This is a genomic window from Paraburkholderia sp. 40, from assembly GCF_050434105.1.
In the GTDB taxonomy this organism is placed as follows: Bacteria; Pseudomonadota; Gammaproteobacteria; order Burkholderiales; family Burkholderiaceae; genus Paraburkholderia; species Paraburkholderia tuberum.
Map to the genome: position 1 here is coordinate 1846589 of NZ_JBNPVY010000002.1, position 26520 is coordinate 1873108.

The following is a 26520-nucleotide window of genomic DNA, read 5'->3' on the forward strand; positions in this document are numbered from 1 at the left end:
TTTCACTGTACCCGGTTAAGATGAAAGTTTGCTTTGCGCATGCTTCGCTAGCAGCTTTCATCATGCACTTCGATTTCGTAGATTTACGCCTGCTCCTGCATATCGCCGACACGCGCAACCTCGCGCGTGCGGCGGAGCGTTCGCACCTATCGGCGCCGGCCGCCAGCAACCGGGTCAAGAATCTCGAGGAGCAGCTCGGCATCAAGCTGCTCTATCGAACCAGCCAGGGCGTGACGCCGACACCCGCGGGCGAAGCCTTCGTGCATCACGCGCGGCTCGTGCTCGAACGCGTCGAGCATCTGGCCGGCGACATGCAGGAGTATGGCGAGGGCATCAAGGGCCACGTGCGCATCTGGGCCAACACGACCGCGATCAGCGAGTTTCTGCCGGCCGTGCTGAGCCGTTTCCTGCGCGATCACCCGGACGTGAACATCGATCTGCGCGAAGTGCTGAGCGGCGAGATCGTCAAGGGCGTCGCCGACAGCGCGACCGATATCGGCATCGTCGCGGGCAATGTGCATGCCGAGCATCTGCAGATGCTGCCATATCGCGACGATCGGCTCGTGCTGGTTACGTCGTGCGAGCATCCGTTCGCGAGACAAGCGTCGATCGATTTTTCGCAGGTGCTGAACGCGAACTTCGTGAGCCTGCCGACGTCGAGCGCGATTCACGCGTTCATCACGAGTGCCGCCGATGCGCTCGGCGCGCGTCTCAAACTTCGCATCCAGGTCGGCAACTTCGAGGCCGCGTGCCGGATGATCGAGGCGGGTGTCGGAATCGGCATCGTGCCGGAGTCGGTCGCGCTGCGGCACAGAAAGACGATGCAGATCGCGATCGTCGGCCTGAACGATCCGTGGGCCGTGCGCAAGCTGAAGATCTGCGTGCGCAGTCTGAAGGACTTGCCGCCGTTCGCGCGTGCGCTGGTCGACCGGTTGATGGCGGTGCTGGAGGAGGATGGCGGGCCAGATGCTTGACGCGCGAGCGTGACACCCGCCCGAAGTCTGACGAAGTTTCCTTCTGGAAACAGCGCCCCCCCCCCTTTTGTCAACCGGTATTTCACTCCCCAAGCATCTTCTTGCCGCCACAAAAACCCGCGTGTATAGTTTCCGAACTTACTCTTGTTTCGTATCGGAAATTAAAGGGGTTCACATGGACGCGTCCACTATCCTCGCCCATCTCGGCATTGCCCAAGCCTCGCAAGCCGGCGATATCGCCGTTCATTCGCCGATCACCGGCGAGCTCATCGGCCGTGTGGCCAGCCAGACGGCGGTCGAGGTCGACGCGGCGCTCGCCCGGGCCAAAGACGCGTTTGCCGTGTGGCGTAACGTGCCGGCGCCGCGCCGCGGCGAGCTGGTGCGGCTGCTCGGTAAACGGCTGCGCGAACAGAAGCAGGCGCTCGGCAGCCTCGTCTCGCTGGAGACGGGCAAGATCCTGCAGGAAGGCATGGGCGAAGTGCAGGAAATGATCGACATCTGCGATTTCGCGGTCGGTCTGTCGCGTCAGTTGTACGGTTTGACGATCGCGTCCGAGCGCCCGGGTCATCGGATGGCGGAGTCGTGGCATCCGCTCGGCACCTGCGTCGTGATTTCGGCGTTCAATTTCCCGGTGGCGGTCTGGTCATGGAATGCGGCGCTCGCGCTGGTGTGCGGCAACGCGGTGATCTGGAAGCCGTCGGAAAAGACACCACTCTCGGCGCTGGCCGTGAACAGGATTCTCGAAGACGCGCTGAAGGAATTCGGCGACGCGCCAGCCGGCCTGGCCGCGTTGATCAACGGCGGACGCGACGTGGGCGAAAAGCTCGTGGCCGATCCGCGCGCGTCGATCGTCAGCGCGACGGGCAGCACGGAAATGGGTCGCAAGGTTGGCGTCGAAGTGGCGAAGCGCTTCGGCCGCTCGCTGCTCGAACTCGGTGGCAACAACGCCGGCATCGTCACGCAGACGGCCGACCATGAACTCGCGATGCGCGGCATCCTGTTCTCGGCGGTCGGTACGGCCGGTCAGCGCTGCACGACGTTGCGGCGTCTGTTCGTGCACGACAGCGTGTACGAGAAGACCGTCGAGCGTCTGAAGCAGTTGTATAGCCGCGTGCCGATCGGCAATCCGCTCGAAAAGGGCACGCTGATGGGGCCGCTGATCGACCGTCAATCGTTCGACCGCATGCAGGAAGCGCTGCAGCAGGCGAAGGCCGAGGGCGGCAAGGTGTTCGGCGGCGAGCGAGTCGAAGTGAAGGGTTATGAGGGCGGCTACTACGTGCGTCCGGCCATCGTCGAGATGCCGTCGCAAACGTCGGTCGTGCTGAAGGAAACGTTCGCGCCAATTCTGTACGTGCTGCGCTATGCCGATTTCGCCGATGCGGTCGAGGCGAACAATGCAGCGCATCACGGCTTGTCGTCGTGCGTGTTCACGAGCGACCTGCGCGAAGCGGAACGCTTCCTGTCCGCTTCGGGTAGCGACTGCGGCATCGCGAACGTCAACATCGGACCGAGCGGCGCGGAGATCGGCGGTGCGTTTGGCGGCGAAAAGGAAACGGGCGGCGGGCGCGAGTCGGGTTCGGATGCATGGAAGGCTTATATGCGTCGCGCGACCAATACCGTGAACTACTCGTCGGCGTTGCCGCTTGCGCAGGGTATCGACTTCAATCTCGACTGAGCGCGCAAGTGTGACGTCGTGAACGATGGCGGCGCATCGCGTTGATGCCGGTGCGCCGCCGTCGCCGTCCGGCGCGCCACAGCCGCGCGTTCCAGATAGCAATCCGTTTGCGCCGCCCGGCGTTCCGGAGCGGCCACGTTACTCGTGGAGTAAGACGTGAGTTCGAAAGTCGTGATCGTCGGCGGTGGGGTGATCGGCAGTTCGATTGCGTATTTCTTGCGGCTGTCCGATCCGACAGTCGGCGTCACGGTAATCGAGCGCGATCCGACCTATGCGCGTTCGTCGTCGGCCTTGTCGGCGGCGTCGATCCGGCAGCAGTTTTCTACGCCGCTTTCCATTCAGATGTCGCTGTTCGGCATCGAGTTTCTTCGCTCGATCGGCGAGCGGCTCGAAGTCGACGGCACCCGGCCCTCGATCGATCTGCACGAAGGCGGCTACCTGTTTCTCGCGACACCTGCCGGTGAAGCGACGCTGCGCGAGAATCACGCGCTGCAAAAAAGCCTCGGCGCGGATATCAGCCTGCTCGACACGCATGGCTTGCAAACGCGCTTCCCTTGGCTCAATACCAACGACCTCGTTGCCGGCGCTTATGGCGAAAGCGGCGAGGGCTGGTTCGACGGCTACGGTTTAGTACAGGCGCTGCGCAAGAAAGCGCAGGCGCTCGGCGCGCGCTATGTCGCGGCAGACGTCACCGCGCTCCATCGCGAGGGCAATCGCGTCATGCATGTACAAACCGCTGACGGTGAGACCTATGCTTGCGACGTCGTCGTCAACGCGGCCGGCGCATGGTCGCGCAAGGTCGCACAGATGGTCAGCATCGATCTGCCCGTCTATGCGCGGCGGCGCAGTATCTTCAACGTCACGTCGCCGGCAAAGCTTGAACGCTGTCCGCTGCTGATCGATCCGAGCGGCGTGTACTTCCGGCCTGAAGGCAATTCGTATATCTGCGGCACGTCGCCGTCGGCCGATAACGATCCCGACGATCTACCGCTCGATGAAGTCGATCACGTGCTATTCGACGACGTGATCTGGCCGACGCTCGCCAATCGCGTGCCGCAATTCGAGGCGCTACGCGTGCAGAACTGCTGGTCCGGCTATTACGAATACAACGTGCTCGATCAGAACGCGATCATTGGCCATCACCCGGATATCGATAACTGCATTTTCGCGAACGGCTTCAGCGGCCACGGTTTGCAGCAAGGGCCGGCAACCGGACGCGGCATCAGCGAATTGATTCTGCATGGCCGCTATGCGACGCTCGATCTCAGTTCACTAAGCTTTACGCGCGTACTCGAAAACCGGCCGATCATCGAAAAGAACGTGGTGTAGCGCCTTATATGGCTCGATGCGCGGGTCATGCGAAAAACGCAATAAGTAGTGCGTAGATATCGTTTGCCGCAGAGCCCGCCGATGGCCACAATCGACGCCGATTGTCTTCGACATTCCAATCGATATCACACGAAAGGCAGGCGGCCGTCATCATGTTCTCATTCAATTCCGCATTCGAAGCCCCGAGCGGCTCGCCGATCCGCGAGCTGTTCAAATACCTCGCGCGGCCCGGCATGATCTCGTTTGCCGGCGGCTATCCGGCGAGCGATCTGTTCGACCGTGCAGGACTCGATGCCGCGGCCGCGCGCGCCTCGCAACAGCCGACGCTGTGTCTGCAATACGGCCCGACCGATGGCATCGCGATCCTCAAGGAACAGCTCGCGCAGCTGATGGCACGGCGCGGCACGCCATGCGCGCCAACAGACCTGCTGGTGACGACCGGTTCGCAACAAGGATTCGATCTGTTGCTGCGCGTGATGGTCGCGCCCGGCGACGTCGTGCTCGTCGAGCAGCCCGCGTATCCGGCCACTTTGCAGGCGCTGAAGCTGCAACAGGCCGACGTCGTCACGGTGCCCGTCGATCAACACGGCCTCGACGTGGCGAAGCTCGCCGCGGTGCTCGAGACGGGCACGCTGCGTTGCGCTCCCAAGCTGCTGTACACGGTGCCGACGTTCGCGAATCCGACCGGCGCGACGTTGTCGCTCGAACGTCGAATCGTATTGTTGAAACTGGCGGCGCGTTATCGGTTCGTGATCGTCGAAGACGATCCGTATGGCGATCTGCGTTTCGATGGCACGGCAGTGCCTTCGCTTTTCGCATTGAGCGAGCAGGTGCCCGGTTCACGCGACTGGGTCGTGCATTTATCGAGTCTGTCGAAGATCGTCGCGCCGGGTTTGCGTGTCGGCTGGATGGTCGCGCACGCGGAGATCGTGCGGCGATGCGTGGTCGCCAAGCAGACCGTCGATCTATGCAGCGCGCCCTGGACCCAGGCGATTGCCGCCGAGTACCTCGCGAGCGGCGGGTTGGAGCGGCATCTGCCACGTATTATCGATGCGTATTCCGTCAAATGCCGCGCGCTATGCGATGCGCTCGACACGCATCTCGCGCGGCACATCGTATTTCATCGTCCGGCCGGCGGCATGTTCGTGTGGGCGCGTCTGAACGCGGCACGCGATGCGTCCGACTATCTGCGCGTGTGCATCGAACAGAACGTGATGTTCGTGCCGGGTGTCGCGTTTTACAAGGACGCGGCCGATAGAGCTGCGCTGCGCCTGTCGTTTGCCGCGCCGGGTGTGGAGGAGATTGAAACCGGCGTGCACCGAATGAACCGCGCGCTCGAGCAGTACTTCGACGAGCAATAAAATCCTGATTGCATCAACACAATCAGTGGAATGCGGCAGATTACCCGGCGAGCATCTAATGTGCAGCCGGGTTTTTTTATCCAAATGCCATAAATTGTGGCGATTTAACAGAACTCACCGCATTCCTTATTAATCGCGAATCGCGTTGAGTTCGAATACGCAATCGTTTTCGTCCGCGCGTGCCTTCTATGAGACCGACCGTGGCAAGCCGCAGATGAGGTCGTCCGGGATTGCCACGTCGAACGGCGCGTACGCGCGAGTGGCCCCTCAAATGATTGCCCCCAATGAAATCGTTATTGCATGCCTTAATTTCAAGATTATGCAATTCGAATAAATTCGGGCGTTACCAAATCTTGTAATGGAAGTGGTCGATTTATATGCGGAAATGCCATTTATAAAGATAAGAAACCGTGTAATTATCGTGCTTGCCGGCCGGCTTCCGTTTTGCGTGATTCCCGGAATGTCTGAAAGACAGGTTTTACACGGGTTCGCGCCACACGAGTCGGCCTTCGCACGGGAAAGCATCGTCGCCCGTCGCGTTCGCCCATGCATGCCGCATATGAGTGCCGCAGGAGAATGCGTGAGTGGGCCACAAAAACGTTAAATTGAGGAAAAGAGGGCAACGCAATGAATTCACTCGACGAGAAGCGGCCGCTGCTGATCTACGACGGCACGCTCGGCGACCTCTACGGCATTTTTTTCAGAAACCTTGTGCTGCAAATCGTGACGCTCGGTATTTACCGCTTCTGGGCGACCACGAACAACCGCCGCTATGTCTGGTCGCGCATGCGGTTTCAGGACGAGCGCTTCGAGTACACGGGCACCGGGGCGGAGCTATTCAAGGGCTTTCTGTTCGCGATCGTGGTCGTGTTCAGCGCGGTGTTCGCGGCTGGCGCGCTAAGCGTGGTCTTGCGCATGCTGACGAAAAGCGCGGCACTCGGTTCGCTGCCTGTCATCGCGTTGTATCTGCTGATCGTCGTGTTCGCGGCGGGTGCGTTTTTCGGCGCGCAGCGCTATCGGCTGAGCCGGACGCAGTGGTGCGGTATTCGCGGCGGCATGACCGGCTCGGCGCTCGGCTTCGGCGTGCGCGCGTTGCTTTACGCGCTGTTGTGCGTTGTCACGCTTGGCCAGATGACGCCGTGGTCATCGATGCGTCTAATGGAGTGCCGCATCAACGCGAGCAGCTTCGGTAGCCTGGCGCTTCGCTTCAAGGGGCGCGCGTGGGTCGTTTACGGTCTGTTCCTCGTTACGTTCGTCGGCGTGGTCGCGTTGTTCGCGGTGCTGTTCATGGTATTTCTGAAGGGCGCTCTCGCATCGATGCATGTCGGCCACGTGCCGGGGGCGAGTACGGCGCCGTCGCGGGCCGCGCTCGGATCGCTGTTTTTGTTTTATGCGCTGTTCTCCATCGGCACGATGCTGATCCGCGGCTTCTATGTCGTCGCGCTGACGCGCCACGTGATGGGCAATACGTCGCTCGGCTCGCAATTGCATTTCGGCAGTAACGTCAGCGTGGCGCGTCTGCTCAGTTTGCAGTGTGGCAACCTTGCGATCATCGTGTTCACGCTCGGCCTTGGGGCGCCAATCGTGCTGCATCGGCTGATGCGCTTTGCCGTCGACACGCTGCAGGTTTCCGGCTACCTCGATCCGCATATGCTGGGGCAAAGCACCGTGGCGGCGCCGCTTACCGGCGAGGGCATGCTGAATCTGCTCGATCATGGTGGCGCCTTCTGAGATTGGACTCGCGTTGAGAGCGCGGCAATGGACGGCGGTTCGCAAGATGTGCGGCAAGCAACGAGACACGCGACTCATCTCAGGCGCGAGCGCGAAACGCAGTACGCTCAATGAGTTAGCGCAGTCATGCGCAGGTTGTCCACAAGCTTGTTCCCAAAATCTGTGGACAACAGGGGGAAGCGAAGCGGAGAATTCGCGCCTGAAGAATGGTGGAAAAGTACAGCACAAAAGCAAACAGCGGGACTCACCGTCGACCGGTTCATCCCGCTGCTTGTGTATGACGATGTGGGCGGCTTGCCGTGCAGCGCGCACGGCAAGCGTGGCAAACGCTTATCGGTCGAGGAACGACTTCAGACGGTCCGCACGGCTCGGATGCATGAGCTTGCGCATCGCCTTGCTCTCGATCTGACGGATCCGCTCGCGGGTCACGTCGAACTGCTTGCCCACTTCTTCAAGCGTGTGATCCGACTTCGTGTTGATGCCATAGCGCATGCGCAGCACCTTCGCTTCGCGCGGGGACAGCGAGTCGAGCGCGTCGTCGATCGCGGCACGCAGGTCGGCCTGCATCGCGGCATCCGCCGGCGACGATACGCCAGCGTCTTCGATCATGTCGCCCAGCGTCGCATCGCCGTCGTCGCCGACCGGCGTTTCGAGCGATACGGGTTGCTTCGCGATCTTCAGAATGCCGCGCACCTTCTCTTCCGACAGTTCCATGCGTTCCGCGAGCACCGCAGGATGCGCTTCCTGGCCGGTCTGCTGCAGGATCTCGCGCGAAATGCGGTTCAGCTTGTTGATCGTTTCGATCATGTGCACCGGCACGCGGATCGTGCGCGCCTGATCGGCGAGCGAACGAGTGACGGCCTGACGGACCCACCACGTCGCGTACGTCGAAAACTTCCAGCCACGACGGTATTCAAACTTGTCCACGGCCTTCATCAGACCGATGTTGCCTTCCTGGATCAGGTCGAGGAACAGCATGCCGCGGTTCACGTACTTCTTCGCGATCGAGATCACGAGACGCAGGTTCGCCTCGATCATCTCGCTCTTGGCCTTGCGCATCTTCGATTCGGCCGCGACCATCTGGCGGTTGATTTCTTTCAGATGCTTGAGCGGCAGCGACACCGTCGCTTCGATGTCGATCAGCTTCTGCTGTTCGGACTGGATGGCCGGCAGGTGACGCTCGAGCGCCGCACCATAGGTCGACGCGCCGGTGCGCGCGGCACGCTCGGTCCAGCCGAGGTCGGCCTCGCTACCCGCGAACGTTTCGATGAACTTCTCGCGCGGCATGCCGGCCTTCGAGACGACAATCTGCAAAATGTTGCGCTCGATCGCGCGCACTTGCGCGACCTGGCGCTGCACGTCGCCGCACAGACGGTCGATCGTGCGTGCGGTGAAGCGGATCTTCGCGAGGTGCTGCTGAATGTCTTCGCGTGCGCGCAGATAGGCCTTCGACGTGACGTCGCCGCGCGTGTGCGACGCGTTCATCTGGTCGTACAGAATGCCGACCTGGGCGAAGATTTCGAGGCAGTCGCTCGTGAGCTGCTTCAGGCGAGCTTCGTCCGCCGCCGACGAATCGGCCGGACCGACGTCGTCGTCTTCTTCGTCTTCCCTGTTTTCGTCGGCGTTGCTGTCTTCATCGGCATCCGTGTCGGCGCTCGCGACTTCTTCTGCGGCGGCCGTCTCTTCATTCAGGCCGTCGACGAGTTCGTCGATGCGCAGCTCGCCGTCGACAACCTGCTGCGCGCTCGCGAGGATCGCGGAGATCGCGAGCGGGCACGCGGCGATCGCTTGCACCATTTCGTGCAGGCCGTCTTCGATGCGCTTCGCAATCGCGATTTCGCCTGCGCGGGTGAGCAACTCGGTCGCGCCCATTTCGCGCATGTACATACGCACGGGGTCGGTGGTGCGGCCGAACTCGGAGTCGACGGTCGACAGCGCGACTTCGGTTTCCTCGTCCGCCTGGTCGTCCGACACCACGGCGGGGGAATTCGAGTTGAGCAGCAGCGTTTCCGCGTCAGGGGCCTGCTCGTAGACCTGCACGCCCATGTCGCTGAACGCGCTGACGATGCTGTCGATCGCGGCGGTTGCGGTGAAATTGTCGGGCAGGTGGTCGTTGATCTGCGCGTGGGTCAGGTAGCCTTGCTCTTTACCCAGCTGGATCAGTGCGCGCATCAGGCGCTGGCGTTCTTCGGCTTGTTGCGGCAGCAGCTCGGCTGCCACGGGAATCGCTTTGCCGGCGCCCTTGCCTTTGGCCGAACGGCCGGACGGAACTTTGGCAGTGAAGGCGGCGGTGTCGTGTTGCGAATCTTCGCGATCAAAAGGGTTCACGTAATTTCCTCTAGAGGCTTCGCTATGAGACGCAAGACGCTACCGTCAGGCGTTTCGAGCAGGGCTCAGCATCACCTGATGTGACTCAACGCGGTTGTTGGGCTGTGCTCTGGGGAGCAAAAAAGATGAGCCCGCTCGAAGCGGGCCGATGGATATGCGAAATTTTGCGCGGCTCGCATTATATACGAGCTTGGGGGTTCGCGCTCATGGGTGCACATCAAATCATCGCCGCTGTTGTCGCAGGCATGCGTGAGGCTACGCAGGTGCATAGTCCGTGGCCATGCGCGCGACGTAACCTAGATAGGGGCGAGTTGCTCCTTGCGCAAGGGGGCTCCATGTCGTTTTCCTGTATATGGAGTCGTATCCTCGCATGCTGTCCCCAAATGCTGTCCCCCAAAAGAAATTCGCAGAAGGGTATTGACGTGTTGTCGACCGCTCTCCATAATCTCGTTTCTCTGCTGCAGACGCAGCGACGCAAACGAAGCAGTGCCGGGTAGTGGTGGTTCAGGCGCGGCGGGTTTGGCGGACCGATCTTTAAAAACTAACAGTCGATAAGTGTGGGCGCTTGATGCGGAATGCGGCGGCGGATTCTGTGGAATCTGCTGTCAGGCAGAAGTATCAGAAGCCTCACACAGTATTGGAGGAAGGTTTGTCTGTCGGAAGACGGATCAATCATCGTCAGTACGTTGAGTGAGCGACCGGGTTCGAGAGAGCCCGAAAACAGTAACAGGTTTGAACTGAAGAGTTTGATCCTGGCTCAGATTGAACGCTGGCGGCATGCCTTACACATGCAAGTCGAACGGCAGCACGGACTTCGGTCTGGTGGCGAGTGGCGAACGGGTGAGTAATACATCGGAACGTGTCCTGGAGTGGGGGATAGCCCGGCGAAAGCCGGATTAATACCGCATACGCTCGGGAGAGGAAAGCGGGGGATCGCAAGACCTCGCGCTCAAGGGGCGGCCGATGGCAGATTAGGTAGTTGGTGGGGTAAAGGCCCACCAAGCCGACGATCTGTAGCTGGTCTGAGAGGACGACCAGCCACACTGGGACTGAGACACGGCCCAGACTCCTACGGGAGGCAGCAGTGGGGAATTTTGGACAATGGGCGCAAGCCTGATCCAGCAATGCCGCGTGTGTGAAGAAGGCCTTCGGGTTGTAAAGCACTTTTGTCCGGAAAGAAAACCTCGTGGCTAATATCCGTGAGGGATGACGGTACCGGAAGAATAAGCACCGGCTAACTACGTGCCAGCAGCCGCGGTAATACGTAGGGTGCGAGCGTTAATCGGAATTACTGGGCGTAAAGCGTGCGCAGGCGGTGCTGTAAGACCGATGTGAAATCCCCGGGCTTAACCTGGGAACTGCATTGGTGACTGCAGCGCTGGAGTATGGCAGAGGGGGGTGGAATTCCACGTGTAGCAGTGAAATGCGTAGAGATGTGGAGGAACACCGATGGCGAAGGCAGCCCCCTGGGCCAATACTGACGCTCATGCACGAAAGCGTGGGGAGCAAACAGGATTAGATACCCTGGTAGTCCACGCCCTAAACGATGTCAACTGGTTGTCGGGCCTTCATTGGCTTGGTAACGTAGCTAACGCGTGAAGTTGACCGCCTGGGGAGTACGGTCGCAAGATTAAAACTCAAAGGAATTGACGGGGACCCGCACAAGCGGTGGATGATGTGGATTAATTCGATGCAACGCGAAAAACCTTACCTACCCTTGACATGTATGGAATCCTGCCGAGAGGCGGGAGTGCCCGAAAGGGAGCCGTAACACAGGTGCTGCATGGCTGTCGTCAGCTCGTGTCGTGAGATGTTGGGTTAAGTCCCGCAACGAGCGCAACCCTTGTCCCTAGTTGCTACGCAAGAGCACTCCAGGGAGACTGCCGGTGACAAACCGGAGGAAGGTGGGGATGACGTCAAGTCCTCATGGCCCTTATGGGTAGGGCTTCACACGTCATACAATGGTCGGAACAGAGGGTTGCCAAGCCGCGAGGTGGAGCCAATCCCGGAAAACCGATCGTAGTCCGGATCGCACTCTGCAACTCGGGTGCGTGAAGCTGGAATCGCTAGTAATCGCGGATCAGCATGCCGCGGTGAATACGTTCCCGGGTCTTGTACACACCGCCCGTCACACCATGGGAGTGGGTTTTACCAGAAGTGGCTAGTCTAACCGCAAGGAGGACGGTCACCACGGTAGGATTCATGACTGGGGTGAAGTCGTAACAAGGTAGCCGTATCGGAAGGTGCGGCTGGATCACCTCCTTTCCAGAGCTGTGCATTCACTGCACTCAAGTGCTCACGCTTATCGGCTGTGGTTAATGGAAGCAACGCAGACAGATATCAGGGGTCTGTAGCTCAGCCGGTTAGAGCACCGTCTTGATAAGGCGGGGGTCGATGGTTCGAATCCATCCAGACCCACCACGGTCTTGTCTGGTGAGCTGAAGGGCTGGGGCCGCTGGAATATCTGTGGGACTGGGGGATTAGTTCAGCTGGGAGAGCACCTGCTTTGCAAGCAGGGGGTCGTCGGTTCGATCCCGTCATCCTCCACCAATCCTCAATGCGCAGGGTTCTGCCTGAAGGCAGAGCGTTGCGCATTGGCGATTGAGCCAGTCAGAGCGGTATGAGGCACAGGCTTCATACCGGCTGCCGTTCTTTAACAATCAGGAAGAAGTAGTAAAGAGATTCACGAAAGCATACCTGGAGATGGGTGTGTGAGTAGGTGAATCAGGGTTGTGATTGTATCGATGTATTTTAAAGGTGATCGAAAGATTGCCTTGGAATACGGCGCAACACGAATACTCAACCTGTAACGGAACGTGAATGGTCGACTCCTTCGGGAACCTGTCCCCTCCGGGGATGGGACCAGAGTAAGCGCTAAAGCGCTAACACTGGTCGACAGAGACACACCCGTTATAGGGTCAAGCGAACAAGTGCATGTGGTGGATGCCTTGGCGATCACAGGCGATGAAGGACGCGGTAGCCTGCGAAAAGCTCCGGGGAGCTGGCAAACGAGCATTGATCCGGAGATGTCCGAATGGGGAAACCCACTCCTAATGGAGTATCCGTAGCTGAATCCATAGGCTGCGTGAGGCGAACGCGGTGAACTGAAACATCTAAGTAACCGCAGGAAAAGAAATCAACCGAGATTCCCAGAGTAGTGGCGAGCGAAATGGGATCAGCCTGTACACGTTATCTGTATTGTTAGTCGAACGCTCTGGAAAGTGCGGCCATAGCAGGTGATAGCCCTGTAGACGAAAACAGCATGGAAGAACTGGGTGTACGAGAAGTAGGGCGGGACACGTGAAATCCTGTCTGAAGATGGGGGGACCATCCTCCAAGGCTAAATACTCGTGATCGACCGATAGTGAACCAGTACCGTGAGGGAAAGGCGAAAAGAACCCCGGGAGGGGAGTGAAACAGATCCTGAAACCGCATGCATACAAACAGTCGGAGCCTCTGCGAAGGGGTGACGGCGTACCTTTTGTATAATGGGTCAGCGACTTACATTCAGTGGCGAGCTTAACCGATTAGGGCAGGCGTAGCGAAAGCGAGTCCGAACAGGGCGTCCAGTCGCTGGGTGTAGACCCGAAACCAGGTGATCTATCCATGGCCAGGTTGAAGGCACGGTAACACGTGCTGGAGGACCGAACCCACTAACGTTGAAAAGTTAGGGGATGAGCTGTGGATAGGGGTGAAAGGCTAAACAAACCTGGAAATAGCTGGTTCTCTCCGAAAACTATTTAGGTAGTGCCTCGTGTATCACCTTCGGGGGTAGAGCACTGTCATGGTTGTGGGGTCCATTGCGGATTACTACGCCATAGCAAACTCCGAATACCGAAGAGTGCAATCACGGGAGACAGACATCGGGTGCTAACGTCCGGTGTCAAGAGGGAAACAACCCAGACCGCCAGCTAAGGTCCCCAAATATGGCTAAGTGGGAAACGAAGTGGGAAGGCTAAAACAGTCAGGAGGTTGGCTTAGAAGCAGCCACCCTTTAAAGAAAGCGTAATAGCTCACTGATCGAGTCGTCCTGCGCGGAAGATGTAACGGGGCTAAGCCATATACCGAAGCTGCGGATGCACAGTAATGTGCATGGTAGGAGAGCGTTCCGTAAGCCTGCGAAGGTGCACTGGAAAGTGTGCTGGAGGTATCGGAAGTGCGAATGCTGACATGAGTAGCGATAAAGGGGGTGAAAGGCCCCCTCGCCGTAAGCCCAAGGTTTCCTACGCAACGTTCATCGGCGTAGGGTGAGTCGGCCCCTAAGGCGAGGCAGAAATGCGTAGCTGATGGGAAGCAGATTAATATTTCTGCACCATTGTGAAATGCGATGGGGGGACGGATCGCGGAAGGTTGTCCGGGTGTTGGAAGTCCCGGTCCTTGCATTGGAGAAGGCGCTTTGGCAAATCCGGGCGCGGAATTCAAGGGTGCGAGGCGAGTCGCTCAGGCGACGAAGCAACTGGAAGGGGTTCCAGGAAAAGCCTCTAAGCTTCAGTTTCACAGTGACCGTACCGCAAACCGACACAGGTGGGCGAGATGAGTATTCTAAGGCGCTTGAGAGAACTCGGGAGAAGGAACTCGGCAAATTGGTACCGTAACTTCGGGATAAGGTACGCCCTCATAGCCTGACTGGCCTGCGCCAGAAGGGTGAAAGGGTTGCAATAAACTGGTGGCTGCGACTGTTTAATAAAAACACAGCACTCTGCAAACACGAAAGTGGACGTATAGGGTGTGACGCCTGCCCGGTGCCGGAAGATTAAATGATGGGGTGCAAGCTCCTGATTGAAGTCCCGGTAAACGGCGGCCGTAACTATAACGGTCCTAAGGTAGCGAAATTCCTTGTCGGGTAAGTTCCGACCTGCACGAATGGCGTAACGATGGCCACACTGTCTCCTCCCGAGACTCAGCGAAGTTGAAGTGTTTGTGATGATGCAATCTCCCCGCGGCTAGACGGAAAGACCCCATGAACCTTTACTGTAGCTTTGCATTGGACTTTGAACCGGTCTGTGTAGGATAGGTGGGAGGCTATGAAGCGTGGACGCCAGTCTGCGTGGAGCCGTCCTTGAAATACCACCCTGATCTGTTTGAGGTTCTAACCTTGGCCCGTGATCCGGGTCGGGGACAGTGCATGGTAGGCAGTTTGACTGGGGCGGTCTCCTCCCAAAGTGTAACGGAGGAGTACGAAGGTACGCTAGGTACGGTCGGAAATCGTGCTGATAGTGCAATGGCATAAGCGTGCTTGACTGTGAGACTGACAAGTCGAACAGGTGCGAAAGCAGGTCATAGTGATCCGGTGGTTCTGTATGGAAGGGCCATCGCTCAACGGATAAAAGGTACTCTGGGGATAACAGGCTGATACCGCCCAAGAGTTCATATCGACGGCGGTGTTTGGCACCTCGATGTCGGCTCATCTCATCCTGGGGCTGTAGCCGGTCCCAAGGGTATGGCTGTTCGCCATTTAAAGAGGTACGTGAGCTGGGTTTAAAACGTCGTGAGACAGTTTGGTCCCTATCTGCCGTGGGCGCTGGATATTTGAAGGGGGCTGCTCCTAGTACGAGAGGACCGGAGTGGACGAACCTCTGGTGTACCGGTTGTCACGCCAGTGGCATCGCCGGGTAGCTATGTTCGGAAGAGATAACCGCTGAAAGCATCTAAGCGGGAAACTCGCCTTAAGATGAGATATCCCCGGGGCTTCGAGCCCCTTGAAGGGTCGTTCAAGACCAGGACGTTGATAGGTCAGGTGTGCACGTACAGTAATGTACTGAGCTAACTGATACTAATTGCCCGTAAGGCTTGATCCTATAACCGGTGTGTTTTGCGGTCAGCGTTGGCGCTTCAGCTGTCGGCCGGAGTTAGTGCTTCAGCACTTACTCCGGGCCCATGCAAAGCGCTTACCCGGACCCCACCCCCGAAGGGGGCAGGAACACGCACACGGTTGAGATCGGTGTTGTGCCAGAAACAACACAACCCCCACCCGAATCCTTTACGCTTCTTCCCGATTGGCTGTGGCGCAACCGGTTGACTCCAACCCTGCGACGCAGCAACCCGTCATGCCTGATGACCATAGCGAGTCGGTCCCACCCCTTCCCATCCCGAACAGGACCGTGAAACGACTCCACGCCGATGATAGTGCGGATTGCCCGTGTGAAAGTAGGTAATCGTCAGGCTCCTCCCCAGTCAGAAACCCCACCCGCCGCGGTGGGGTTTTTGCGCTTACGCGGCCGACTTTGCGCGCTGTATCCGTCAGCGCACCCCGTCTTGAGCGCAAGTACGCGCGGTGCGAAGGTGTAGCCATCGTAACGACGGAGTGGATTTGCCCCTGTACCTCCGGACACCGCCTCACACTTGAGTTGATGAATCGGTCCTGCGCCTGAACTCGCGTGGCGAGCGGTACTTCAGCGCGCTATGAGGGTGTTGCTCGTTGTAATGCTCGAACGCGACGGCGAGATTGCGCGCTGCGGTTGCGGCATCTGGCTTCGGCATGAAGGCGACATAGTCACGCTTCATCGTTTTCACGAAGCTTTCTGCCATGCCGTTACTTTGCGGGCTGCACACCGGTGTGGTCAACGGTTTCAAACCAATGTCAGACGCAAAGGTCCTGGTTTTCTCCGCCGTGTAGCCTGAGCCGTTGTCCGTCAGCCGTTCAATTTCAGCCGGTGCCTTCGAGACGTTGCCAAAGCGCTTCTCGACGGCTGCCAGCATGACGTCACGCACCACGTCGCCACTGTGGCCACCAGTTGTCGCCACCCAGCTCATCGCTTCACGGTCACAGCAATCCAGAGCGAACGTGACACGCAGCGGCTCACCGTTGTCGCAACGAAACTCAAAGCCGTCCGAGCACCAGCGCTGGTTGCTCTTCGCCACCGCGACCTTGCCATCGTGCCGGCGCTGCGGGCGTCGAGGGAGCGCTTTGCGCTGTAGCAGGAGGCCGTGAACGCGCATTACCCGGTACACCCGTTTGGCATTGACGGGGGCCGCGCTCTGATTCTCCCGCTGCCGACGCAACATACCCCAGACCCGGCGATAACCATAGCTCGGCAGGTCAGTGACGGTCAGCCGTATTTCTTCGACCAGCCCGGCATCGTCCATCTTCCTGGCGCTGCGTCCCTCCTGCCAGTCGGCTGGACGTGCAAGCCTTGCCGCCACGTTTGAGCGCGCTACAGAACGTCGCAGACCTGCTTCACTGCTCGTCCCCCGGCAATGAGGGTGAGCGCGCAATCCATTTCGCGACTTCGCCACCTCCACCACCTCACGGAGAATCTCGTTCTCCATTGTCTTTTTGCCGAGCAGTCGCTGGAGTTCCCTGATTTGCTTCAGCGCATCGCTCAGCTCCGACGCTGGTACGACTTCCTCGCCGGTACTGACAGCCGACAGGCTGCCATCCTGATACAGCGTGCGCCAGTGAAACAGCTGGTTCGGATTCACGCCGTGCTGGCGTGCAACCATCGAGACCGACTTGCCCGGCTCGAAACTCTCTCTCACCATCGCCAGCTTCTCTTCGGCCGACCACCGCCGCCGGCGTTCCGGTCCCGTCAACACTTCCATCACTTCTTTTTGTTGTTAGTCAAAAACAAAGTCGTATGCCTACCCGCCATTTTTAGGGGGAAACTGTGTCCGGCGATTCAGGAGACCGCTCCACGGAGCAATGCGATGGAGAACACCACGGGAGAGACTGTATCGACGGGCACGCGACGGCCTCGGCAGGGTGAGGCGTTCTGGCGAGAGATGGTCATGGCTTGGAAAGGAAGCGGACTTGGCGAGCGTCGCTTCTGCCGTGAGCAGGGACTTGCCGTCAGTACGTTCGGTCTGTGGCGCAAGAGACTGTCGAGCCTGGAGCATGAAGCCGAGCGTCCGCTGGCGCTCACCGTTGACGCGGCGTTCGTCGTTTCCCATGCGGGCATCGGGGCGCCTCCAGCGGTGCCATCACCGACAGTGGACACGTCGTCTACGCGTGATCGGGTGATGCTGTCACTCGCCGGAGTTCGCATCGAACTGACGGACGCGCACGCCGAGCGCATTGTGCGCTTCGTGCTCGGGCAGCCTGGAGGTGCGCGGTGCTGATCGCCGCCGACGTTCGTGCCTACATCTGCCGTGATCCGGTCGACATGCGCAAGTCGATCGACACACTGTCGTATCTGGTCGAACCGCTTCTTGCCCAGAAGCCGGCTTCTGGCAATCTGTTCGTGTTCATTGGTCGGGACCGCACGAAGGTCAAGTGCCTGTATTGGGATCGCACCGGTTTCGCGCTCTGGTACAAGCGGCTTGAACACGGACATTTTCCATCACCGTCGTCACCCGCCCAACGCGGCTTCACGCTCGCTGAACTCAGCGCCTGGCTGGAAGGCATCGAGATCCCGGCGCGCGAGCCGCATTGTGCCGTCGCGGTGACGCGCGTGAGCTGACTTTGCTCTCGCCTGCGTAGATACGACGCTGCGGCATCTTGTAAACGTCGCGCGAGTTGGGCATCATGACAGGCATGCCGCCCTCTGCCATCACTGTCGCGGAATTGCCGGTCGAGCCCGATGCGCTGCAAGCCTTCGCGCTCGAACAGAACCGGCTGGCATGCGTGCTTTGGGAGCAACTGGAAACACTGCAACACCAGATTGCCCAGGCGAACCGCGCTCGCTTCGGGGCGAGTTCCGAGCGGCCGGCGGGCCAGGCGGAGCTGTTCGATGCCGCGAGGGAGTTACCCGTTCCGCCCGAGCCCGCCGAGGTTCCGGTCACGGGCCACACCCGCAAGGGACGTCCGGCCCTGCCGAAGGACCTGCCGCGCACGCGCATTGAATACGATCTGAGCGACGAACAGAAGGCGGCATTCGATTCGCTCGAACGCAACGGCGAAGAGCGCAGCGAGACGCTGCACTACGAGCCATCCAGGCTCACCGTGATTGAGCATATCCGCTTCAGGTACGCGGCAAAGAAGGTTGGCGAGTCGACCATCGTGACGGCCAGCGCCCAGCCGTCGCCGCTGCCGAAGAGCAACGCGAGCGCGAGCCTGCTGGCTAACATCCTGGCCAACACCTACGTCGATCATCTGCCATTGAACCGGCAGGAGATGCGCTATGCACGACGTGGTGTGCACCTGCCCCGCGCAACGTTGTGCGAATGGAAGCTGGCGGCAGCCGAACTGCTCGAAGTGCTGCTGCCACCGCTACGGGCTCACCAGTTGCAGGCGCCTCGCATGCACGTGGACACGTCATTGCCATTGCTCGAGAAGGGTCGCAAGGCCACACGCACCGCGCGATTATGGGGATACCTGGGCGCCGGCCAACGTGAGAAGAACGGCATCTGGGTCGACCATCCGCGGGCGGTCGTGTTCGAGTTCGCTGAGTGGCGCGCGGGTTCGCATCCGCTACGGTACCTGCAAAGGTACAAAGGCTATCTGCAGGCCGACGCATACAGCGGACATGACGCGCTCTACGAAACCGGCGCCATCGTCGAGGTCGGATGTTGGGCCCATTGCCGCCGACGCTTCTTCGAAATCGCGAAGGTGCAAAGCAAACCAGGACTTGCCGCGCAGGCGCTGCAGTGGATCGCGCAGTTGTATGCGATCGAGTCGCGGATCAAGGACCAGACGCCTGACCTCAAATATGCGGCGCGGCAAACTGAAGCACTGCCGCTACTTGCGCTGTTCCAGCAATGGCTGGAAGGCAACGTCATCGGCTTGCTGGCTCAGGCGCGCGCTTGCAAAGGCCTTCGGCTATGCGTTACGTCACTGGCCGGCGCTCGTTCGCTACACTGAGAGCGGCATCCTGCTGCCGGACAACAACGCGCTCGAGCGGCAAATCCGACCCATTGCCCTCGGAAGGGCGAACTGGCTGTTCGCGGGCTCCCCGCGCGGCGCCCGCGCGACCGCCACGATGTATTCGCTGCTCGGCACGGCTCGCCTGAACGGTTTCGAGCCGTACGCGTGGCTCAAGGACACGCTCGAGAAGCTGCCATCGTATCCTGTCAATCGCGTGCACGAACTGTTGCCGCTCGCCCGTTAAACGCCCTCACATTCATGGACATTCTCGACTCACTTCGGCAGGCGCCCAGCGCCGAACTCTATCGCCTTTATCTCGCCGTCGGAAAAATGCTCGATGATCCCCGACGCATTCTGGAAGTACGGCAGCGCCTGCACCTCGGCATGGCTATCAGTTATATCGCCGACAACCCGCTGGCCCCTCCATTGCAGGGAACCGTCGTTGAGCTTCGGCAAACACAGGCGGTCGTTCAGGACAATGCGAGCCGGCGCCGCTGGGCGCTACCGTACGCGGCGATCATTGCCGATAGCGCAGCCCCGATTCATCCTGAACCGGCACCGCCACCGCGCGCACAACGCGAAGAGTTCTTCGTCGGCGACACCGTCGGTTTCACGGACAAACACCTGAGCGAGCGTGTCGGCACCATCGTCAGACTCAACTCGAAAACGGCCTCGATTGCCGTGACAGATTCCGAGGGGCACTGGCGCGTTTCCTACGGCCTGCTGCGGCGTATCGTCGATCTATAGCCCTATCAACACCGGTCGGAAGACAACATCATGGCCAAGCCCAGGATCGACGCAAAACGTGAACATCGCATTGAGATGGAAGTGGTGGTCGACGCCTATACCGAGGAAGAGCGGGCGATGTCGTGGTACTGCTATCTGGAAGAACAGCTCTCGTTTCCATTCGAGGCCGGCGTTCGCCAGGCAATGGCCTCTTCACCGCTGCACCCGGGTGAACACGTCTCGGTCACCGGACTCGCTCATGAAGACCTGTGTCGGGTTGGCATCTTCGTCCGGGTTCGGTGGGGCCAACGTGAGGTGGTGGCACCCCTGGCTCAGATCACCCCCGTGAACAGCGATAAACCGACACGACTCGCCGTCGCTGACTGGCACTACTGGCACGATCAAGGTTACGCGTTCTGACATCCAGCGAGCCGTCGCACTGCCGCAGCGGGATCTCGCTCACCTCGTCCTGATCTCTCGCAGCGTTGTTGGTCTCGTACTAAATTCCAACTTCTGACGGGTTGCGCTGATGGATACCGCGCGCTTCACTACTTTCCGATCCGCGACGCATCCGCGTAACCCGGCGACTTCCGACGCGGTCGTCCAAAATCCGTGTCCTTCTGGCTCGGCCGGCCAGCACCTCCTCCAAACACGCTAAGCCCGCTTACGCGCCGGCGCTCGATCGGATCCCCCTGCGATAAAGCGGTCGAGTCTTTCGCTGGCCTCCGTAATCGCCCAAAGCGGAGCGCGATGCAGCTGCCGATCGTAGCTCGTTGCGATCGATGCAAAGAGCGCGAATCCCGCTTCGTCCAGCTTCCATTCGTTGCGTTCCCGACCTCCGTCGAACACCATCGCCGAGGCGCGGTTCGCGGCGTGGAGCTCTTCGTGGCTCATCGAGCCAAAGCCGGCATCAGCGAGGTAGCTGGTCAACAGCATGATCTGCGTGACCGTCTGCGCATCGCTCTTCGTACCGCGGCCGCGGCGCAGTGCGTCGAGCGACAGATGAACTCGCAACGCGAGATCGTCGGCGATCTGGCGCGCGATGGGCAACAGCATGGCTTTGGCATGTCGCGCGCGGGCGGCGCCAGTGTTGCGGAAAGGAATTGGTTGTGCCATGGAGATCCGAGGGGTTTGCCTGAGCACATGCAATAACGGCGCGCTTAGCAAAAGGTTGAGCCTTCATTGCGTTTTAGCCACTTCCTTCGACGAAAACGTTTGCTGACGGCCACTTGCGCGCAGATTGCCGGCACGTCGCGGCGGCCGTCGTCGAGCGAATTGGCACCTACATCGCCCGCGATGCGCCGTTCACTCCCCACGAATCCAGCGGCTTTGCTTCCTATGCTTGCCCACGGAACGGCGTCGCGCCGCATTGCCACCTCGCGCTCGTCCGGCCATCTACCTCGGCGAAACCTCTCTATCATGACGATTGGAACAACCTCGGCCAGCAAGCCGGACGCCGCCGCCACCAGCGCGAGCGGCAGCTTGGACGCCCCCATAACCATCGACATCGAGCAGGTCGTCTACTTCCCGCCGCAGCCATTCGCCGCGCAATGGATCGCCGAGGTCAGGCAGAGCGCGGAGCGGCTCGGTGTGTCGTCGATGGACGTGATCAGCGGCGCGGGCCACGACGCCGCCTATCTCGCGCGCGTCGCACCCAGCGCGATGATCTTCGTTCCCTGCAAGGACGGCATCAGCCACAATGAAATCGAGGACGCGCGCGCCGATCATCTGCAAGCCGGCTGCAATATGCTGCTGCAGGTGATGCCGAGCGCGGCGTCGAGAACGGGGAGCATGCGCGCATGAAGATCCTGATCGCACGAATGAACCACGAGACCAACACGTTCTCGCCAGTAGAGACCCCGCTGGCCGCATTCGGCCGCAACGGTCCGAGCTACGGCCGCGCCGCGTTCGACGAAAACAAGGGCATGCAAACCGCGATGGCCGCGTTCATCGACGCCGCCGAGCGCGTGCATGCCGAAATCGTGACGCCGATCTCCGCCATGGCGAATCCGAGCGGGCCGGTCGACGCCGCCGCCTACGATGCGATCTGCGACGCGATCGTGGCAGCCGCTACGGGCTGCGACGCGGTGATGCTCGATCTGCACGGCGCGATGGTCGCCGAGAACTCGACCGACGGTGAAGGCGATCTGCTCAGTCGCGTGCGTGCGTCGCTGCCGCACGCGCCGATCGCGGTCGCGCTCGATCTGCATGGCAACGTCACGCAAAGAATGATCGACAACGCCGACGTCATCGTCAGCTTCAAGACCTATCCGCACGTCGACATGTACGAGACTGGCGCACATGCTGCGCGCTTGCTGTTCGACATGATCGAGGGCCACGCGAAGCCGGTGATCGCGTGGCGTCAGCCGCCGCTGCTCACGCACACGCTGCGCAGCGCGAGCGTTGACGGCGCGATGAAACGCGCGCTCGATGCCGCGCGCGCCGCCGAGGCCGACGGCATGCTCGCGGTGTCGGTGCTGGCGGGCTTCTCGCTCGCCGATATCGAAGCGCCATGCATTAGCGTCGTCGTCGTGGGCAATGGCGAGCGCGCGGATGCGGAGGCGGTCGCCGAGCGCATCGCGCGGCAGATCTGGGACGAGCGCGACGATTTCGTCTATCGCAGCGCGCCGCTTGCCGAATCGGTCGCGCGGGCGGCGTCGCTGGCACGCGCCGCCGATAAACCGGTGCTAATGCTCGATCACGGCGACAACTGCATGTCGGGCGGCACGTGCGACACGATGGATTTGCTCGAGGAAGCGTTGAGGCAGGGCCTCGAAGGCATCGTCAGCGGGCCGTTGTGCGATCCGCAGGCGGTCGCGGCCCTGGCGGCCTCGGGTGTCGGTAGCACGGTCACGCTCGCGATCGGCAACAAGCTCACAAACGATGCATTGCCCTCGCGTTCGCCGCTTGCCATGACCGGCGTCGTGCGCGCGCTGACCGACGGCGAATACGTGATCAGCGGCCCGACCTACACCGGCCAGCGCGCGTACATGGGGCGCGCGGCAGTGCTCGACACCGGCACGGTGAAACTCGTCGTGACCGAACGAACGCATGAGCCGTGGGATCTCGGCGTGTTCGAGAGCGTCGGCATCGATCCGCGCCGCGCGCGTTTTCTGCTGCTCAAATCACGCATGTATTGCCGGCCGGTTTTCGTGCCGATCGCGGAGGCACTCGTCGAATGCGATAGCCGCGGCGTCACGAGTTCGGACTATGGTCTGTTCAGCTTCGAGCACGTGAAGCGGCCGGTTTATCCATTGGACCCTCACACCGAATGGACCGCGACGAACTGATCAACATGCATGCGTTTCGATAAATCGCGGCAAGGGCTTGTGCAGTCCGCATGGAGTCTCTATAATTCGCGCCTCTAAAGGCTCGTAGCTCAGTTGGTTAGAGCACCACCTTGACATGGTGGGGGTCGTTGGTTCGAATCCAATCGAGCCTACCAACGCATCTGTGACGTAGACGAAAGCGGTTCCGCTTTCGTCTACGTCCCTGTCAAATCCATCCAGCCGTTCCCTCAGTTTCGCCGTTCGGCATCACGTCCCCTTCGTTTTCGTTGTCCGCTCGTGGCTCGTGCACATTCATGCGCGCTCTCTCGCTGTTGCGTCGTCGTTCGACAATGCGCGATACAGTTAGACCTTCCGCTTTCGCCGCCGACCCGACTGCCGTTCCCATCGCGTCTTCGATCATGCGATGCCACCAGCATCCAACGGAGCTGACGCAATGAAGAAGCTCATCAACGATGTGTCCACCGTGGTCCCCGAGATGCTCGACGGGCTCATCGCGCTCAATCCCCAACTCTCGCTATTGCAAGGCGGCACGATCGTCTTGCGCGCCGATGCCCAGGCCGTGGCCGCGCGCGGCGAGGTCGCGCTGATCTCGGGCGGCGGCTCGGGCCACGAGCCCGCGCACGGCGGCTACGTGGGCCACGGCATGCTGAGCGCGGCGGTGGCCGGCGAGATCTTCACCTCGCCCTCCACCGACGCCGTGCTCGACGCGATACGCGCCGTGGCCGGCCCCGCGGGCGCGTTGCTGATCGTCAAGAACTACACGGGCGACCGCTTCAACTTCGGCCTCGCGGCCGAAATCGCGCGCGCCGAGGGCATCCTCGTTGAGATGATGATCGTCGCCGACGACGTCGCGCTGAGCGCGAGCGGCGATCACGCGGGCCGTCGCGGACTCGCGGGCACAGTGTTGGTTCACAAGATCGCGGGCGCGGCGGCCGCGCGCGGTTTGCCGTTGGCCGAGGTCGCGCGGCTCGCTCGGGAAGCGGCCGCGTCGCTCGGCACGATGGGCGTCGCGCTGGCGCCGTGCACGGTGCCGGCCGCGGGCAAGCCGGGCTTCGCGCTGGGCGATGGCGAAATCGAATGGGGCCTCGGCATTCATGGCGAACCCGGCGTGGCGCGCGGCGCGCTGGAGCCGGCCGACGCGATCGTCGGCAAGCTGCTTGCAAAGATCGTCGACAATCTCGCGTTGCAGGCGGGCGAGCGCGTCGCGCTGCTCGTCAACAATCTGGGTGGCACGCCGCCGAGCGAACTCAACGTGGTGGCTGGTGCCGCGCTGCGCGAGCTTGCCGGGCGCGGCATCGAAGTCGCGCGCGCGTGGGCCGGCACGTTCCTGAGCGCGCTCGAAATGGCCGGCGTCTCGCTGACGCTGCTGCGTATCGATGACGAACGGCTGAGCCTGCTCGACGCCGCCTCACAGACGAGCGCATGGCCTGCGCTGAGTGGCCGCGTCGCGCAGGTCGCGGTGCGCGAACGAAGCGGTCTGCGAGTGCCTGCTGGCAGCCGAGCCGACATTGACCGGAATGGACCAGCGCGTCGGCGACGGCGACCTCGGCATCAGCCTCGCGCGCGGCGCACGCGCGGTGCAGCTCGAGCTCGATTCCTATGCGTCAGCAACCACCCCGGGCGCGGCATGTCGGCGACGCTGCGGCGCGTGGTGGGCGGCACGTCGGGTCCGCTGTACGCGGTGATGCTGCTGCGCGCGGCGGCCGCGCTCGAACAGTCGGGCGGGACCACCGCCCGGCAATGGGCGACGGCGTTCAGCGCCGGTGTCGATGGGTTGATGGAACTGGGGGGCGCGAGGCCGGGCGACCGGACGATGGTCGATGCGCTGAGGCCCGCTGCCGACGCGCTGCACGACGCACTCGCTCAGGGAGTGTCGACGGATGCCGCATTGCAGGCCACCGTCGAGGCGGCATGCGATGGCACTTCTCGTACCGCATCGATGCATCCGCGGCGCGGGCGTTCGAGCTATGTCGGCGAGCGCGCGCTCGGTCATATGGACCCGGGCGCGCATGCGGTCGCATTGTGGCTCGCGGCGATTCGCGACGCGCTTCCCGGTTAGGCGCAGGCGGACGCGAACGATACGGCGAGCGCAAGGGACGAGCGCACTTTCGCAGCAGGGAAAAACTACGCCGCCGTCACGGCCGCAGCAGATCGAACCCTGCGAACGCCACGACGCCGCTCAGTGCGATCAGCGCCACCGAGTGCTGTCCAACGTACAGCAGCCCGGCAGCGGACCAACACGTGACAGCGAATGCGGCAATACGTTTCATGCTTCCTTCTTCTACGACTCGAACTCAAAAACCGACTCAGAAGCCCAGCGTAACGGCCAGCAATCCACTGACGACACCGCACACCACCACTGCACAGGCCACCACCGTCAGCACGCGCCGCGGAAACGACCGCGCGAGCATCGCGAGCGACGGCACGCTCACGAGCGGCAGCGTCATCAGCAGCGCGCCGGCGGGGCCGGCGGCCATGCCGAACGACAGCATCGCCTGAATGATCGGCACTTCACCCGCGGTCGGAATCACGAACAGCGTGCCGGCGATCGACAGCGCGATGATCCACAGCAGGCTGTTGTCGACGTCCGGGCCGATGTGCGGAAACAGCCACGCGCGCGCCGCGCCGAGAATCAGCACGAGCGCGATGTATTCCGGCACGAGCCGCAGCGTCATGCGCCCCAGAATCGTGATCCAGCGCGAGAACGCGGTGCCGGGATCGTCGGCGCTCACCAGTTGCGCGACGGCCTCTCGCGACGCTTGCGCTTCCTGCGGCGTAACCATGCGGTTCACGACGTAGCCGAGGCCGAACACCATCAGGATGCCGAGCGCGAGGCGCAGGCCCATCCACTGCCAGCCGAGCACGAAGCCCATGAAGATCAGCGTAGCGGGATTCAGCGCGGTATTACCGAGCCAAAAAGCAATCGCCGCGCCCGGCGCCGCTTCACGCGCGCGCAGGCCCGCGACGACGGGCGCCGCGCAGCAGGTGCACATCATGCCCGGCAACGACATCAGGCCGCCTTTGACGACGCTGTTGAAGTCGGCACGGCCGAGCGCGCGCGCGACCCATTGCGGCGGAATCAGCGCCTGTACCGCGGAGCCGAGCAGCAGGCCGAGCACCATCGCCTGCCAGATTGCCTTGCCGTAAGCGAGCGCGAAGTCGATCGCGGCCTGCCATGAGGCCGCCGGCGCGCTCGCGGACGTGCCCATCAGGATCGACTTGCCGATCGAATGCTGGCTCGCGGCGACGAACGCGCGGTTGTAGTACGGAAACCACTTCACATAGAAGAGGCCGACGACGGCGATCAGCAGAAATACGATCCAGCCGAGCGGGACGCGGGGTTGCCGAAGGGTTGACTGCATGA

The 26520-nt window shown here is 61.3% G+C and carries 19 protein-coding genes, 3 tRNA genes, 3 rRNA genes and 2 pseudogenes; 20 read left to right on the plus strand and 7 right to left on the minus strand.

The window, feature by feature from the left end:
• Positions 1–62: 62 nt before the first annotated feature.
• The 5 genes from OKW28_RS09795 (at position 63) to OKW28_RS09815 (ending at position 7070) form a co-directional block, all read left to right on the plus strand.
• Positions 63–974: a LysR family transcriptional regulator gene (locus OKW28_RS09795; protein ID WP_429445101.1), complete on the plus strand. Its 912-nt coding sequence runs from the start codon at positions 63–65 to the stop codon at positions 972–974.
• Positions 975–1149: 175 nt separating this feature from the next.
• Positions 1150–2649, plus strand: a complete 1500-nt coding sequence (gene amaB, locus OKW28_RS09800) for an L-piperidine-6-carboxylate dehydrogenase (protein WP_429445103.1) — start codon at positions 1150–1152, stop codon at positions 2647–2649.
• 156 nt (positions 2650–2805) lie between these two features.
• Positions 2806–3978, plus strand: a complete 1173-nt coding sequence (locus tag OKW28_RS09805) for an NAD(P)/FAD-dependent oxidoreductase (RefSeq protein ID WP_429445105.1) — start codon at positions 2806–2808, stop codon at positions 3976–3978.
• 152 nt (positions 3979–4130) lie between these two features.
• On the plus strand, positions 4131–5339 hold the full coding sequence (locus tag OKW28_RS09810) for a PLP-dependent aminotransferase family protein (RefSeq protein ID WP_429445107.1): 1209 nt from the start codon (positions 4131–4133) through the stop codon (positions 5337–5339).
• A gap of 627 nt (positions 5340–5966) precedes the next feature.
• Positions 5967–7070, plus strand: a complete 1104-nt coding sequence (locus tag OKW28_RS09815) for a YjgN family protein (RefSeq protein ID WP_429445108.1) — start codon at positions 5967–5969, stop codon at positions 7068–7070.
• Positions 7071–7400: 330 nt separating this feature from the next.
• Here OKW28_RS09815 and rpoD read toward each other — a convergent pair whose 3' ends face one another.
• Complete coding sequence (gene rpoD, locus OKW28_RS09820; protein ID WP_429445109.1) at positions 7401–9398, minus strand: RNA polymerase sigma factor RpoD; 1998 nt, start codon at positions 9396–9398, stop codon at positions 7401–7403.
• A gap of 734 nt (positions 9399–10132) precedes the next feature.
• On the opposite strand from rpoD, the gene OKW28_RS09825 reads away from it, so the two are divergent.
• From OKW28_RS09825 to rrf, 5 genes are all read left to right on the plus strand, one after another.
• Positions 10133–11663: ribosomal RNA gene (locus OKW28_RS09825) — 16S ribosomal RNA — on the plus strand.
• Between the two features lie 79 nt (positions 11664–11742).
• Positions 11743–11819: transfer RNA gene (locus OKW28_RS09830), tRNA-Ile, on the plus strand.
• Between the two features lie 53 nt (positions 11820–11872).
• Positions 11873–11948 (plus strand) — tRNA-Ala (locus OKW28_RS09835).
• Between the two features lie 366 nt (positions 11949–12314).
• Positions 12315–15196: ribosomal RNA gene (locus OKW28_RS09840) — 23S ribosomal RNA — on the plus strand.
• Between the two features lie 252 nt (positions 15197–15448).
• Positions 15449–15562 (plus strand): 5S ribosomal RNA (gene rrf, locus OKW28_RS09845).
• The 16S, 23S and 5S rRNA genes sit together here with 2 tRNA genes alongside, the layout of an rRNA operon.
• A 172-nt stretch (positions 15563–15734) precedes the next feature.
• Here rrf and OKW28_RS09850 read toward each other — a convergent pair.
• On the minus strand, positions 15735–16940 hold the full coding sequence (locus OKW28_RS09850) for an IS3 family transposase (RefSeq protein ID WP_429445111.1): 1206 nt from the start codon (positions 16938–16940) through the stop codon (positions 15735–15737).
• A 105-nt stretch (positions 16941–17045) separates the two neighbouring features.
• Between OKW28_RS09850 and tnpA the strand changes: the two genes are divergently transcribed.
• The 6 genes from tnpA (at position 17046) to OKW28_RS09880 (ending at position 20286) form a co-directional block, all read left to right on the plus strand.
• A complete protein-coding gene (tnpA, locus tag OKW28_RS09855; RefSeq protein ID WP_429445113.1) occupies positions 17046–17456 on the plus strand; it encodes an IS66 family insertion sequence element accessory protein TnpA in 411 nt (136 codons plus the stop codon).
• Positions 17450–17797: an IS66 family insertion sequence element accessory protein TnpB gene (gene tnpB, locus OKW28_RS09860; RefSeq protein WP_429445115.1), complete on the plus strand. Its 348-nt coding sequence runs from the start codon at positions 17450–17452 to the stop codon at positions 17795–17797. The genes tnpA and tnpB overlap by 7 nt, the downstream gene beginning before the upstream one ends.
• A 65-nt stretch (positions 17798–17862) precedes the next feature.
• Entirely contained in the window at positions 17863–19137 is a 1275-nt protein-coding gene (gene tnpC / locus OKW28_RS09865) for an IS66 family transposase (protein WP_429445118.1), read from the plus strand.
• Complete coding sequence (locus tag OKW28_RS09870; protein WP_429445120.1) at positions 19019–19384, plus strand: IS66 family transposase; 366 nt, start codon at positions 19019–19021, stop codon at positions 19382–19384. The genes tnpC and OKW28_RS09870 overlap by 119 nt, the downstream gene beginning before the upstream one ends.
• Positions 19385–19398: 14 nt before the next feature.
• Complete coding sequence (locus OKW28_RS09875; protein WP_429445122.1) at positions 19399–19887, plus strand: hypothetical protein; 489 nt, start codon at positions 19399–19401, stop codon at positions 19885–19887.
• Positions 19888–19917: 30 nt separating this feature from the next.
• Positions 19918–20286 (plus strand): calcium-binding protein, encoded by a 369-nt coding sequence (locus OKW28_RS09880; RefSeq protein WP_429445123.1) that lies wholly within the window; start codon positions 19918–19920, stop codon positions 20284–20286.
• Positions 20287–20520: 234 nt separating this feature from the next.
• Here OKW28_RS09880 and OKW28_RS09885 read toward each other — a convergent pair whose 3' ends face one another.
• Together OKW28_RS09885 and OKW28_RS09890 are read right to left on the minus strand one after the other, a co-directional pair.
• Positions 20521–20982: a hypothetical protein gene (locus OKW28_RS09885; RefSeq protein ID WP_429446906.1), complete on the minus strand. Its 462-nt coding sequence runs from the start codon at positions 20980–20982 to the stop codon at positions 20521–20523.
• Positions 20983–21026: 44 nt separating this feature from the next.
• On the minus strand, positions 21027–21374 hold the full coding sequence (locus OKW28_RS09890; RefSeq protein ID WP_429447006.1) for a hypothetical protein: 348 nt from the start codon (positions 21372–21374) through the stop codon (positions 21027–21029).
• On the opposite strand from OKW28_RS09890, the pseudogene OKW28_RS09895 reads away from it, so the two are divergent.
• The 3 genes and pseudogenes from OKW28_RS09895 to OKW28_RS09905 form a co-directional block, all read left to right on the plus strand.
• Positions 21325–21669 (plus strand): annotated as a pseudogene (locus OKW28_RS09895) (M20/M25/M40 family metallo-hydrolase); the annotation flags it as partial. The gene OKW28_RS09890 and the pseudogene OKW28_RS09895 sit on opposite strands and share 50 nt — an antisense overlap.
• Entirely contained in the window at positions 21666–23156 is a 1491-nt protein-coding gene (locus OKW28_RS09900) for a M81 family metallopeptidase (protein WP_429445125.1), read from the plus strand. The pseudogene OKW28_RS09895 and the gene OKW28_RS09900, both read left to right, overlap by 4 nt.
• 78 nt (positions 23157–23234) lie before the next feature.
• Positions 23235–23311, plus strand: a tRNA-Val gene (locus tag OKW28_RS09905).
• Between the two features lie 50 nt (positions 23312–23361).
• Here OKW28_RS09905 and OKW28_RS09910 read toward each other — a convergent pair.
• The gene (locus OKW28_RS09910) at positions 23362–23556 is read right to left on the minus strand and encodes a hypothetical protein (RefSeq protein ID WP_429445127.1); all 195 of its coding nucleotides are present in this window, start codon (positions 23554–23556) and stop codon (positions 23362–23364) included.
• Positions 23557–23589: 33 nt separating this feature from the next.
• On the opposite strand from OKW28_RS09910, the pseudogene dhaL reads away from it, so the two are divergent.
• Positions 23590–25215, plus strand: a pseudogene (dhaL, locus tag OKW28_RS09915) (dihydroxyacetone kinase subunit DhaL).
• A gap of 76 nt (positions 25216–25291) precedes the next feature.
• Here dhaL and OKW28_RS09920 read toward each other — a convergent pair.
• Complete coding sequence (locus tag OKW28_RS09920; protein ID WP_018424239.1) at positions 25292–25426, minus strand: hypothetical protein; 135 nt, start codon at positions 25424–25426, stop codon at positions 25292–25294.
• A 36-nt stretch (positions 25427–25462) separates the two neighbouring features.
• Positions 25463–26518, minus strand: a complete 1056-nt coding sequence (locus tag OKW28_RS09925; protein ID WP_429445129.1) for a permease — start codon at positions 26516–26518, stop codon at positions 25463–25465.
• Between the last annotated feature and the right edge of the window lie 2 nt (positions 26519–26520).